This window comes from Dyadobacter sp. SG02, from assembly GCF_900109045.1.
Lineage (GTDB): Bacteria > Bacteroidota > Bacteroidia > Cytophagales > Spirosomataceae > Dyadobacter.
Genome location: NZ_FNYL01000003.1, coordinates 284,472 through 298,477, shown reverse-complemented (window position 1 = coordinate 298,477; position 14,006 = coordinate 284,472). Strand labels below are relative to the sequence as shown.

Sequence of the window (14,006 nt, the reverse complement as noted above, 5' to 3'; positions counted from 1 at the left end):
AGGACAGGCTACTGTTCAAAAGTATTGATTAATTTTTTGTTTACAAAATTTAAATAAAATAGTTTACAAAATATCAAAAGTCGGGTTTAAACAATGTTTCAAAAGGCTGGTCAGCCACGTGGTCCGGCTTGTTTTCAATGCGGTTGCTGATCACTTTCAGGGATAGCTTCTGCCATAAACCCATTTCTACATCGAATCGACCGAGCATGGTATTGAGCCGGTAGGGCAAATATTCCGCGCGCCAGGCTTCCGAATAAGCCGTTTTCAGCTCGCCCGCCTCGTCCATGACATCCACCAGCAGGCCATGACACGGATAAACCAGGTCATACGCCACGAAATCATTCTTTTTCCGCTGCAACATCGACTCGTTCCATCGGTCGCAAATAGTCTTAGCCCACAAAAAACGGGTTGCCGAATACACCATCAGCCGCGCCGTGACGATCATCGACTGAATAAATACGGTGTCCTTCGGACTGCATTTACCCAATGCGGTGATCAGCTCCGCCTGGGCCAGCTCGCCCGACTCGCGCGCCTGCCGGAAATCGGCTGTATGCTCATTCGTATTTTTAAGGTAGTAGGGCGAAAACGGGTTCGACCAACTTTCGACGATTGTCCCGCGCGGCATGCCGTTGGTATTCCGCCCGAGGCATTTATCGAGCGCTTCGTTGGAAGCAGCGAGGTGATCGAACGCCCTCTGCATTTCACCCGCTGCATACGGGTACATGACGCGGCTATACATTTCCGTAAAGTTCTTTTGATCAGGTACATAACCCTGCCACGCTCCAATGCACCCATAAGCCATGAAAAGCCACGACGCCCGCACAAAGGGTTCTACCGGGTCCGTCCACACCGAATGGATAAACCCGAGCGCACGATGCTTCACCGCTGCCTGCAGGCAGAGATCTATGTTGTTGCAGGTATAATCGGCGTCGGGATAAATGTGGCCCCAGCCGGAAACGGCAGGTTGTATAAAAAACGGTTTTTTCTCTTTTAATATGGGGTTTAAATAACGGTTAATCTCAACAGTATCAGGCTTATATTCCCACAATACCGGAATCACCTCCTGCGGAATTTTTTTGATAATATCGGGATAGTAATTGTTCATGTCCGTCCACGCCAGTACGGTTTTCCCATACTTTTTAAGCTCGGACTGAACGAATGTAAGCTGCTGTACCCAAAGGCCTTCGGAGTTAATGCGGGCATCCTTGTCATCGGCAATGCGCTTGGTTTCCCAGGTCTCGTCAAAGCCGACATGGATAAACGGGCCTGGAAAAAGGTCCGCATACTGACGGATCCAGTCTTTCAGCAACGCGTTCGTCTCAGGCTTACGCGGGTCGAGCTCGTGCCCGTATTGCCCGATAGCCAGCTTCGCGTATTGCTCACTCCGTAACAACTCGTGCAAATGCCCGTACAGGTTCAGGAACGGCACCACTTCCATGTGCCGCTGCCTGCCATACGCGATGATCTCGCGTATCTGCGCCTGCGTGTAACCCGCGCGATATGCGATATTAGGAAAGCCTTTCAATTCGATACTTACCTCATTGTAAAAGTAATACTGATTGGTTTTCCACCGGGCCAGGAAATCGATCTGTCGCTTGATTTCCATGACGGTTAGCAAACCGCCATGTGCGAAATCCATCATTACACCGCGATAGGTCAGTTTGGGCCGGTCTTCGATAATCACACCCGGGATAAATGCAGTTTTACCCTGCCCTGTTATCAGCTGGCGCAATGTCTGCACGGCATAATACAATCCCGCGGATGTCTGCGCCTCTACGCGTACGCCCACACGCGAAACCGTCAGCTTGTAATGCTCCCGGCTGCTTGCACCATCCCTTTCGGACACTTCCGGCAGTGCGCCTCCTTCCTTTCGCACAATCCATTGAAACGTTGCCAATGTGGAAGAAGGCGCACTTTTAACAGCCTGCCCGGCACGCTCCTGCACTACGTTTTCAAGCTCCTGCAATGCAAACCGCACCTCCGCGGTAGCCGACTGCGGCACTACGACCGACAGCAACGACACCGGAAACTGCTCTCCCGAATAGCGGACCATTTGCGGCTGCGGGAATAGCACGGGCGCACTTTGGGCAAAAACTGGCAAAATCAGCAGACAGGATACGAACAGGCGAAAGAACATCATTTTTGAGTTTAATTCTTGTCCCACCACAACGGCGTTGCGGCATTATCAGGCCCGCCGAGCATTTTGACGGCCTTTTCCACCTCGGCAGCATTGGTTTGCTTTTCCGTATCGAGGAAAGGCATCCGGCGGATGAATTTCCCTTCCGGCAGGTCCGGGTTTTCGCTGTGTACGATCGGGTAGAGCTTCGGCAGCCCTGTTCTGCGCACCTCGGCCCAGCCTTCCATGCCGTCCGGAAACAATGCGAGCCATTTTTGCTGCGCCACCTGCTTGCGCTGCATGCTTTCCGAAGCGCTCCATTTCACCGGATAATCGTTCACCGCGGGGGAATTCATACCGTCCTTAGGCGCAATGGGAAGGGCCGTATTGGCAATGTATTTCGCGATGGCCGCCTGGTCGGTAATACCCCATTGGGCCATCGAAACCTGAATGCCTTTCTTGTAAAAATCCTCGGCTGTACCGCCCATGTTCCAGCCGTTGAGCGCTCCTTCCGCACGCAGGAAACAGGCTTCTGCGGCGTGCAGGATGTTCTGGGGGACATTGTAGGTGGTTTTCCAGTCACTCCCTACCCAGGTCGCCCAGCGGGTACCCATATTGGAATTGAACAACCTTGAATTAATATCGATGATTTTTTCCGATGTAAACAAACCGTTGCGAACGCCTTCGTAAGTGCCCGTCGAAACCGATGGCTGGAAATAAACCGGCAGCCGCGGATCTTCATATCCCTTCAAAATCGATTCCATGGAGGCGCTCATACGCACGTCGTCCCAGCCCACGGTGACGGCCAAACCGTTGTATTCCGCATATGTCGTCGTCGATTTAGGCATATAGGCGTCGTCGGCGATATCGGTGATCACACCCGCCGCCACGGCAGCCTCCGCTTGTTGCTTCGCCATTTCCGGATTCACTTTCGATATCCGCAATGCGAGGCGCAGGCGGAGGGTGTTAGCAAACTTCATCCAGGCCGTCGCCGGCGAGGCATTTTTGTTATAAACCAGGTCGTAAGCGCCAAAAGGCTTGTCCGCAGCATGTGATTTGAGGACCGTCGAAGCCGCATCCAGCCGTTTGAAAAAGTCGTAATAAATAGAATCCTGTGGGGTGTAGGAAATGTAGCGCTTACCCGAAGCGGCGTCGGTATAGGGGATCGGACCGAAGTAATCGGTGATCCGGTGGAACATCCAAACCCACCAGATACTCGCCAATGCATGCTCGGCGCTTTGCGCTTCGGTACCGGCAATGATCGTTTTCAGTTGTGGCGCGGCGGCGGTGTACACCGGGTTCCAGCACGCGGGCATCCAGTCCTGCCGGATCACGTAACGATCCGTCGGGAACGATTGCGCGGCCTGCGAGAGAAACTGGGAGTACACGGAGGCGATTGTTCCCTCTCCTACTTCGAAATTGTCGGGACTGAGTGTGGGCGACATCAATGCATAAGCAAACATGAACGGATATTCCTTGCTGCCCACGCTGCTGATTTTGGTCGCATCGGTATTCAGCGAATCGAAATTGTCGGTACAGCTTGTCAGAATAGCCGCTGCAATTACCACCGGCAGCATTTTCATGAGCAACCGGCTTATATTTTTTATCCTCGTCAACATAATGCGCTGTTTTTAGAATGATAGTTTGAGGTTCAATCCGATGTTGCGGGTCGATGGCAAATTGAAATACTCGATACCCTGGTAATTGCTGTTACCGAGGCTCATTTCAGGATCGAAATCCATTTTTCGTTTGCCTATACCGGGAATATCCAGGATCGCATGGCCGCGGTAAAGGAAGAACAGGTTACGCGCCACCACCGAAAGCCTGGCCGAACTGAGAAAACCGGGCAGGTTTTTGAAATCATAACCCAGCGAAACCTCCCGCACGCGGACGTTGGTGGCATGGTAAGTAAAAAACTCTCCCCACGAATAATCCCCCTGCACGACCGTCTGCCAGAATGTCTCCGCATTGATCGGTACCGTGTTCGGCGCGCCCTCGGCGGTTACGCCCGCTACCACCCAGGAACCCGCATCACGGTATTTCTCCGTATCGCTACTCGCCCCATTATAAGCCATTTGCGCGGCGGTACCTGATGTAATGACGCCTCCAAATTTGCCGTCTACGAGTATGTTCAATGCCCAGTTTTTGTAGTTAAAATTGTTGCTGAAACCGGCTGAAAACTTCGGATTGTAGTTGCCCAGGTTCTCGATCGCATCCGTTTTCACGGGCACACCCTTGTTGCTCACCACATATTTACCGTTTAGCGTTTTCCACTTATAGCCATACAAATCGCCGAAAGAACCACCTTCTATTATCAGCGGTGTAGCCGTGCGCACGCTCGTGGACGAGCCGAGGTACAGCTGCCTCACGCCGTCGTACAGTTCCACGACTTTGCTTTTATTCAACGCATAATTAAGGCCCACATTCCAGGTAAAACCCTTGGAAGCAACCGGTTTCACGGTCAGTACCACTTCAAATCCTTTGTTTTGAATATTCCCCGCATTCACATTCAACATTGAATAACCAGAGGAAGCAGGCGACGCCACACGTAGCAGCTGATTTTTGGAATTGGTTTTATACCAGGTCAGGTCAACGCCCAGACGGTTGTTATAGAATCGCCATTCGGTCCCCAACTCCACGGATTGGGTCAATTCGGGTTTCAAATCGGCGATCGCCTTGGTACTGCTGCTGGCAATGTACCCGCCGAAACCACCACGGACATAGGTATACGTCTGCCCCAACAGGTAAGGGTCCGCGTCGTTACCAACCTTCGTGAACGAACCCCGCACTTTACCCAGATTCACCCACTGCGGCAGTTTGATTATCTCGGAAATGACCGCCGACAAGCCGATCGATGGGTAGAAATACGAATAGGGCGACGGCAGTGTGCTCGACCAGTCGTTCCGGGCGGTGAGATCCAGAAAGAGGTAATCCTTGTACCCGAACTGTACCGTTCCGTACACCGATTGCAGTTGCCGCTTGGCTGTCGCAGTTTCGGTTTTGAGCGTCGTAGCATAACTGAGATCATATTTGTTGGCAAAACCAAGCCCGTCGGCCGCATTGATCCGGTGCCGCATACTCCGGTTCAGCAGCGAACCACCCAGGTTATACGTCAACTTCAAATCGGGCGCGATGTTGTTCGTTCCGGTCAGCAAGAGGTCGGCATTGCGCTCTGCAATGTAGTCGTTGCCTTCTGAATAGTACCCACCGGGCTGCCGTGCATAGTTGACGGTATTATTGGCATATTTTTGACTGATGAAATCATTGTAACTATCCGAACTCACCCGGCCCTGAATGTTCAGCCAGTCGGTCAGTTTGTATCTCAAAACAAACAGTCCGGTTAAGCGGCTGCGGTTTTCATCGCGATGCGTGTTGTTGATCGTCCAGTAAGGGTTCATATACACCGGATCGGGGGTCGTCCAGTAAGTAGGCGTTTCCACACCGGTAGCATCCACATTCTTGTAGGACTTAAGTGTCTCGGGATCAACGCTGCGCGGCATGCGGTACACGTTGGCCACCACCATACCGTCGCCACCTACGCCTGGCTTGTTGAAAATATCCTGCAACATATAGGTAACCTTGGCATCCGCCGAGAGCCGACTGGTAATATCGTAGCTCAGCCGGGCATTGAAAGTATTGCGTGACAGCCGGTTATGCGGCACAATGCCGTTGATATAGTTGTTGGCATAGGAAAAATACGATTGCACCTTTTCCGAGCCGCCGCTCACGCCCACGGAATTATTGGTAGAGATGGCGGTCTTGAAAAAGTCCTTGATATTGTCCGGATAGGCTTGCAACGAAACCGTATTCCCCGCCCAATCCTGCACGCTCTGGCCTGTTATACGCGCACCCCAGCTTCCATTGGTGAGGGTTGAGTAAACGCCGCCAGATCCCTGGCTGTAAGCATTCTGCAACGATGGCGTAACCAGCGCCTTATCAAATGTAATCCCCGAATTAACATTCACAATGATCTTGCCGCTTTTCCCTTTTTTGGTCGTGATCATCATCACCCCATTAGCGGCGCGGCTGCCGTAAAGCGCAGCCCCGGCAGCTCCTTTCAGCACGTTAATCGACTCTATATCATCGGGGTTAATGCTCGACGCGCCGTCGCTCCCGCTATGCCCGCCCGCGTCGTAGCTTACCTGGCCCGCGGGCGTAGAATTATCGATCGGCACGCCGTCCACGACGATCAGCGCATTGTTCGAACCCTGGATCGACCGGTTACCGCGCAAAACGATCCTGGTTGCACCTCCGGGACCATTGGCCGACGGCGTGATTGTGAGCCCGGCGATTTTCCCGGAAAGCGTATTGGTGAAATTGGCGTCGCGGATCTCATTTACCTGGTCGCCACCTATTTTCTGCGTCGCGTAGGTGAGCGTTTTGGCCGCCCGCTCGATGCCCAGCGCCGTCACTACCACCTCCTGCAACCCCATGGCGTCGTCGGGCAGCGTAATATCGCCTAATGCACTGCGGTTACCGATCGGCACCTCCTGTGTCTTCATTCCGATATACGAAATGACGATCGCCACGGCGCTTTCGGGCACTGCTATGTCAAAATTCCCGTCCTTATCGGCAATGGCTCCCAGGGTAGAATGCTTTACCACAATGGACGCTCCGGGCACCGGCGCCCCTTTCTGATCGATGACTTTCCCCGTAATCGTTTTATTCTGTTGTGCATAGCTCTGACTGAAAAGGGTTGCTACCACGAGCAGGCCTATCAGCAGCGAAGGAATCCGGTTACGTAAACGAAACCGCAGCAAAGGAATCTCCGAAGGAAGGGATTCCGGGAATTTTAGAGATTTTTTCATAAACAAGATTTCGGAACAGTAATGGGTTTAATGGGGCAACGGAAACCACCCAGCCCGGACAGGCGGGGCGCGCAAGAAGTTCTTAAAATAATGTTAACAAATATATTTATTTTTTGTTAACAAAAAAATTTAAGAAAATAAATACGATAACACAAAAAAGCCAGCTCCTGAGATGGAACCGGCTTGCAGTAATGCCAAAAAGCTTAAAGAGTGATTACGCCAGGTCGATCGACGCTACTTCGCCCCGTATCAGATGTTTTAGCAGCGCATCCTCTGCACGTTTGATATCACGCTCTTTAATGCCTGTCACGATTTCACGATGCTCCTGGTCGGTAAGTTCGTAATCATCCATGTGCGTCTGGGTTTTGCCTAGTTTTTGGTGAAATAAAGGAATATTACTTGCCTGGTACAAATCAACAAGCCTTTCATTACCAGCACATTCAATCAATGTTTCATGGAATTTCACATCCGCCTCGCACGCCCCGCCAAAATACCCGCGCTCGACCATCGATGAAAAGTCGTCGCAAATGCGGTCCAGCTCAGCCACTTGTTCCGGGGTAACCTTCTGGATCAGCAGCCGCAATGCCCCTATTTCCAGGATCTCACGGAGTTCGCGGATTTTGTGGCTGTCTTCGAGGGTGAGTGTTTTTACAAAAAAGCCCCCTTTTTCGCCCTGGACGATCAATTGCTCGCCCAGAAGCCTTGTCAAGGCCTCACGGATTGCCATCCTGTTGACATCCAGCTTTTTAGACCACTCATCTTCTTTCAGCCGCGTCCCCGAGGTGAGCTGGTTGGAGAGTATCTTTTTCCGCAATTCTGTATAGGCCCTGTTCGAGAGTGAGTCTTCCTTCATTTTAATGTAAACAAAAATTCAAAATTTAGTAAACCAAAACATTTATATAAAGGTAGGCAATAATCATAAAATCTGCATGTGCGTACAATCTGGCTATTTCGACACAGATTTTAAAAACTATTTCAGTTTTAAGCCATTTTTAGCGTATTTTACTTTCCCAGCACACCACCTCAGGTTACAAATACACCCGGTCTTGTCTATCCGCATTCATTCATTGCTGCTATTAGCTTTGACGCTTTCCATGGTGTTGTCGGGCTGTTCAGGTGAAAAACAGCCTAACCGGTCAGCGAAAGTGCACATCGACCAGCGGGAAGGCAGGTATACCCTGATACGAAACGGAAAGCCATTCCATATCAAAGGCGCCGGGGGTTACTCCCATTTCCGCGAACTCCACGAAGCTGGCGGAAATACCCTGAGAACCTGGGATACCACGCAACTTGCTCAAATTCTCGATAGTGCGCAAAAGTACGAGCTGGCGGTGATCGTTGGCCTTCCGCTTCCCAACAGCGGCGATATCTCTTTTTATAATGATCCCCAAATTACCCAAACACGTTATCGGGCATTGCAATCGCTTATCAAACGGTTCAAAAACCATCCTGCGGTATTGATGTGGTGCCTCGGCAACGAGCTCGACTTCCCTTACAAATGGACGTACAGCGATTTTTATGACTCGTTCAATGCGTTAACGGACATGATCCACCGGGAAGACCCGGACCACCCCGTCACGACAACCGTATTGAATTTCAATCCGAAATACATTTTCAATATCGGGCTGCGCTGCGACGTCGACCTGATCTCTTTCAACATTTTCAGCAATTTACCATTACTGCGCAAGGACCTCGACGATCTCGCCTGGTTGTGGAAAGGGCCGTATATGTTGCTCGAATGGGGGATCAACGGGCCGTGGCAAGGCACGCAGCAAACGGCCTGGGGCGCGTATATCGAGGATACGAGCAAAAAGAAAGCCGAAATTTATCAGCAAAGTTACCGGCAATTCATGCCGCTCAACGATCCCCGCTTCCTGGGCGCCTGCGTTTTTTTCTGGGGCAACAAGCAGGAGACGACGCACACGTGGTTCAGCATATTCGACGAGTATGGCAATGTTTCGGAGACCGTCGGTGCGATGCGGGGCATCTGGACGGGCAAGCCGACGCCGGTTATTTACCCGGAAATCAAATATATGCTGCTGAATACCCAGGGCGCACGTGACAATATCCTGCTGAACCCATCGGCCAACGCGTCGGCGGAAGTACTGCTGTTTAAAGGGCACGACCGCATCCGGTCCGTCCGCTGGCAAATCTTCCAGGAAGACTGGTATCGCGAAAACCACCTCAACAGCACGCGGAAGCTGGTACCGCTCGCGACCGCAGAAAGCGATGGCCGGAACCTCCGTTTCTCATTTGCAGCCCCGAAACAGGAAGGTCCTTACCGGATCTTTGCGACGATTTATGACAATGCAGGAAATTTCGCTTCATGTAACACGCCTTTTTATGTTGTAAGCCCGCCATGAAGCAAGCATTATATGTCAAACCGCCGACGCGCAAGCAGCTGCTCATGCTGCGGCTGATGATCTTCTTCGGATTGATTTCGATGGGATTTTTTCTTTCCAGCATTCTCTCCGAAAAAGTCAGGGGCTATGCACCATTGTACTGGATGCTGGTGGTGACATTTATTTTCACCTGCCTGAAAGTGCTGCATGAATGGTACCATTACCTGTTCATCACGGTACCGCCCACACCGCCACTGACGCGCCGGTATACCGTCGACATTTTCACGACTTTCTGCGCCGGGGAGCCGTACGAAATGATCGTCGGGACGCTGACGGCGATCCAGGCCATTACCTACCCGCACGAAACTTATCTTTGCGACGAAGCCGACGATCCTTACCTGCGCGACGTGTGTGCGCAACTGGGCGTGTATCACGTGACGCGCACGGATAAGCGCAATGCCAAAGCCGGGAACATCAACAATGCATTAAGTATCTCAAAAGGAGAACTTTGTGTCGTACTCGACCCCGACCACGTTCCTTTCCCCGACTTTCTCGACCCTATCGTTTCGCATTTCGACAATCCGGAAATCGGTTACGTGCAAATTGTGCAGGCCTATAAAAACAGCGACGAAGGCCTTATTGCCAAAGGTGCGGCCCAGCAGACCTACCAGTTTTACGGGCCGATGATGATGACTATGAACCATTACGGCACCGTACTGGCCATCGGCGCGAACTGTACCTTCCGGCGCACGGCGCTGGATTCGATAGGCGGCCATGCCGCGGGACTGGCCGAGGATATGCACACGTCGATGCAGCTGCACGCCAAGGGCTGGAAATCGGTGTATGTGCCAGCAGTGCTCGCTCGCGGACTGGTACCATCCACGCTATCAGCCTATTACAAACAACAACTCAAATGGTCGCGCGGCGTGTTCGACCTCTTTGTGCATGTATATCCAAAGCTTTTCCCGAAGTTCACATGGAGCCAGCGCATTCATTACGGTACCATACCGCTGCATTATTTGTCCGGGTTCATTTTTCTGATCAATTTCCTGATCCCCATCCTTGCACTCGTGCTCGACGTAAGCCCGATGCATTTCGACCTGACCGATTTCCTCCTGGTGAGTCTTCCGATGGTTTCGTGCATTGTCCTGATCCGGCATTTCGTGCAGTGGTGGGTAATGGAGGACGAAGAACGGGGCTTTCATGTGGTAGGCGGGCTATTGATGATCGGAACGTGGTGGATATTCATTCTGGGCGTTCTCTACACGATTTCAGGGAAGAAAATCCCTTACGTACCCACACCGAAGGATGGCAATGAGGCCAATAACTGGCCGCTGAATATCCCGAACCTGGCTGTGCTGGGCATTTCTCTGCTGGCGATCGTATATGGTTTGTATCAGGATTTAAACCCCTACAACCTCATCATGGCCGGGTTTGCCGGGTTGAACTGCTTTTTCATGTGTTTCAACATTGCCGCAAGCCGGCAACAGCAGATTCGTGAACTATCGGGCACGTCGCCTTTCGCGGACAGTGCATTCAGGGCTATTAAAGAATTAAAAGGCAATTTCTGGATTTTACGCAGGCGGATTTACAGCGGGGTCCGTACGTCCGCATTCCTGATCACTGTGTTGCTGATCAGCGTAATAGTGTATTTCCGGCGCTTCGACCCTGCATTGGAATATAACCTTGCCATAGCAAAAGAAAACCAGATTTATGCGCTTAGCCTCATTAAACGCGAGCCTCCGCGGCACCCCGACCTCCCGGCGCTCTTCCGCACGATGGGCGTGCGTGAGCCGGATACGAACGGCACAAGTACGCAAAAACCGACGGTGTTTTTTGGCGGCACACAGGGAGTAAATTATACCAAAGGGCATAACTGGGCGCGTCGGCATCCTGCATTTACGAAGCAGGAACTGGAAGCCGATCTTGCAGGCATGCGCCGGGCGGGGATCAATGCGATCCGGCATTTTGGTCCCGGCATTTACGATTACAATATCCTAAGGGCAACCCGGAAAGCCGGCATTAAGGTGCACTACACTTTCTGGGTACCCGAAACGCTCGATTTTACAAACGACGCGGGTGGTGCCGACGATCTGGCGGACGATATATCAGCGACCGTAAGCCGACTTCAATATCAAAAACACATTGTTTCCTGGAATATCGGTAATGCGGCCATCCAACGCCACCGCCGTTCCGAGCACACCGCCGAGCAAAAGCAATATTTGTATTGGTTAAAAAAGGTAAGTGAGGCGATCAAAAGGATCGACGGTTCACGCCCGGTTACGGCAGACCTCGAACTGAATGCCGAAACGCAGGAACTTGCCTATCTGATCACACAGGTTGCTCCTGCGATCGATGCATTCGGGCTGGTATTGACGGATAGCGGAAAAAAGCCGGAAGACACAGCCCTGCGCGCACTTAAAGTACCGTTTTATTTCAGTTACATCGGTGCCGGTGCACTCGCAGGTACACAGGTGCACCAGGCGGGTGTTTTTATTTCCAATTGGCAGGATGAAAAGATATTCGAACAGGTCAGTTTCGACGGCCTGCACGACTACACAGGGCGACCAAAGCATTCCCTGCAAATACTGGAATCGATATGGGCGGGTCAAAAAGCGCCGATGCCGGTAACACAATTCAAAATTTTAAAACCAGCCTTGGGAACGTTCGAAGGCAGCGTGCTGGATTATCACGCCATTGTGCAGCAAAATGGTCAGTGGAAGGTACTCGGCGCGCCAACGAATGGTACCGGGCTTGAATGGAAACTCGCCCGAACGGATGGCTTCAACAATCCTGTGGAAATGAATGATGTCGGAACGGGCGCCCGACTAACCCTGACGATCCCCAAACACCCGTCGCTTTACCACCTTTATCTGTACGTGATCCGGAATGGAACGGTAACCGAAATCGTCGAATCGCAGCTAAATACGCCATTAACTCCGGCACAAATGGGCGCAGCCCGCTAATGATGGGCTTTCAATGCATCAACAAATCGACGCAGAGTAGCCTGACTTATCCCCCAATCCGGGGCAGGGATATTGCCCCAAACTTCCGGATTATCGGCGAGATTGAAGTAGCAAACACCCATCACTTCCCTGTGTGCAGCTACTATCGCCGCGGCTTTTTCCAGCCATTGAGCCTGGTAGTCTTCCGGGCCTTTGACACCGAATTCTGTCACAAAGATAGGTTTGGACGCGAAACGCATTCGCCATACCTTCCGGTTGAAAATCGTTTCGAAAGATTCCTGCTTCACTGGATCGGTAATATTCTTGTCGGGCAAGCCGTAAATGGCAATGCTAACGAAATCAACGATGTCATCGCCTGGATACCACTCCATGGAGCCCCTGTCGCCCGCAGGCCCCCACACTTTTTTGACATTTTGAACATCTTTCCCCAATTCCATAAAATGCCGGAATGCCCTGATATACAAAGCCGGGTCCTGGCTTTGCCATGAATATCTGTGAATGGGGATTTCCATTTCGTGCGCAAAACGGACGTAAACCGGCAAGTTTGTCTTGGAGATCGTATTGAACAACGATTTAAACTCTTCGTCATAAACGCCTTGAACTGTATTCCGCAACACGGAGGAATCCTTCCTCACCTTACCGTCGCGCCAGGGCTCCACCGTCACGATCACCTGATGTCCGCGACCGGTAACCGCCTCGAAATCCTTTGCAAAACCACCTGTTTGAATATTGCCCAGATCGACAAACAAATGCTCTGCCTGCACGGCTTTGGAACTGGTGAGCGCCAGCCTGGGGTCGTACAAGCCTATCAGCGGCAGGGCTTTCGGGTTACGCTGCGGTGCCTGGCGGATATTGTATTGCTGAAAAAGAAACCCTGAATCTTTTTTGATTTCTTTCACAGCCTCCTTCAAATCGTGTTGCAGGGAATGCACAAGGCTGTCGCTGCCGGACACAAGCACGTAAACGGGCTTGTTCATAAACCGCGTCCGGATCAGTTTTCGCCGGAGAGCGGTCTGCCCATCGGGTTCCTGCGGGAAAGCCGTCGCAGCGCGTTCGCTTTCTCCTTCGATTGAAATTGCAATGGCATCCACCACATCCTCTCCCGGCCAATACTCGTCAGTCCCGGGATAGCCCGCTGGCGACCACATGATTTGCAAGTCTGGCTTCGCCTTCCGGCAAATCTCAGCAACATGCCGGAATGCCGCGATGTAATCGGCCGGGGATTGGTATTGCCAGGAGAACCGCTGGACAGGCACCTCCATATCCGGGTCCCAGCGCAGGTATACGTGCTTTTTCGCAGGCAAAACCCGGCAAAGCGAGCGTAGCGCGTCGTCGTACTTGCCGTTCGCTACCATATTGAGCGTGCCTTCCTGCCCGGCCACAACCGTCAGTAACCAATCTCGCTCGCCCGTATGGCCCTTCAACGCACTGACGAGCGCCGTTTCTGCGGTGTTAGGGTGAAGCTGTATTGAAATATGTTGAAGGCCCTGACTGGTCACTCCAAGCGAATCGGCCCGGTTGATGTACCCTATCGTCTGTTCCGTGAAGGACGTATTTAGTACGTCGGTAGCATAGCCGCCCGATTGGAAAAACGGGGAAAACCGTTTCCGGTAAAACACCCATGCCCCGATCAATACCAACCCTGCTGCCAGTAATAAAACGCCTTTTGCCTTCATAAAACCTGAAAAGAGTGACTTCGGGTTTTAAATTAGCGAATTCAGTGATTCATGAAACGAAAACACGGCTGGTACGGGCATAAAAAGAAACCGGGCAA

The 14,006-nt window shown here is 51.9% G+C and carries 7 protein-coding genes; 2 read left to right on the top strand and 5 right to left on the bottom strand.

Translation table 11 applies throughout. The features are described 5' to 3' along the window. Positions 1-73: 73 nt before the first annotated feature. The 4 genes from BMW93_RS08280 to BMW93_RS08265 all read right to left on the bottom strand — a co-directional run bounded on the left by BMW93_RS08280 (position 74) and on the right by BMW93_RS08265 (position 7,777). Positions 74-2,140, bottom strand: coding sequence for a glycoside hydrolase family 20 zincin-like fold domain-containing protein (locus BMW93_RS08280; RefSeq protein ID WP_229240273.1), 2,067 nt, complete (start codon positions 2,138-2,140; stop codon positions 74-76). 8 nt (positions 2,141-2,148) lie between these two features. Further along, positions 2,149-3,699, bottom strand: a complete 1,551-nt coding sequence (locus BMW93_RS08275) for a SusD/RagB family nutrient-binding outer membrane lipoprotein (RefSeq protein WP_177194054.1) — start codon at positions 3,697-3,699, stop codon at positions 2,149-2,151. Positions 3,700-3,747: 48 nt separating this feature from the next. Beyond that, positions 3,748-6,924: a SusC/RagA family TonB-linked outer membrane protein gene (locus BMW93_RS08270; RefSeq protein WP_090374750.1), complete on the bottom strand. Its 3,177-nt coding sequence runs from the start codon at positions 6,922-6,924 to the stop codon at positions 3,748-3,750. A 214-nt stretch (positions 6,925-7,138) separates the two neighbouring features. Beyond that, on the bottom strand, positions 7,139-7,777 hold the full coding sequence (locus BMW93_RS08265; protein WP_090374749.1) for a GntR family transcriptional regulator: 639 nt from the start codon (positions 7,775-7,777) through the stop codon (positions 7,139-7,141). 193 nt (positions 7,778-7,970) lie between these two features. On the opposite strand from BMW93_RS08265, the gene BMW93_RS08260 reads away from it, so the two are divergent. After that, entirely contained in the window at positions 7,971-9,287 is a 1,317-nt protein-coding gene (locus BMW93_RS08260; protein ID WP_229240271.1) for a glycoside hydrolase family 2 TIM barrel-domain containing protein, read from the top strand. Then, positions 9,284-12,232 carry a glycosyltransferase family 2 protein gene (locus BMW93_RS08255; RefSeq protein ID WP_090374748.1) on the top strand — a complete coding sequence of 983 codons (2,949 nt, stop codon included), beginning with the start codon at positions 9,284-9,286 and terminating at the stop codon, positions 12,230-12,232. The genes BMW93_RS08260 and BMW93_RS08255 overlap by 4 nt, the downstream gene beginning before the upstream one ends. Here BMW93_RS08255 and BMW93_RS08250 read toward each other — a convergent pair. Then, the gene (locus BMW93_RS08250) at positions 12,229-13,908 is read right to left on the bottom strand and encodes a glycosyl hydrolase (RefSeq protein WP_090374747.1); all 1,680 of its coding nucleotides are present in this window, start codon (positions 13,906-13,908) and stop codon (positions 12,229-12,231) included. The genes BMW93_RS08255 and BMW93_RS08250 overlap by 4 nt on opposite strands. Positions 13,909-14,006: the final 98 nt, after the last annotated feature.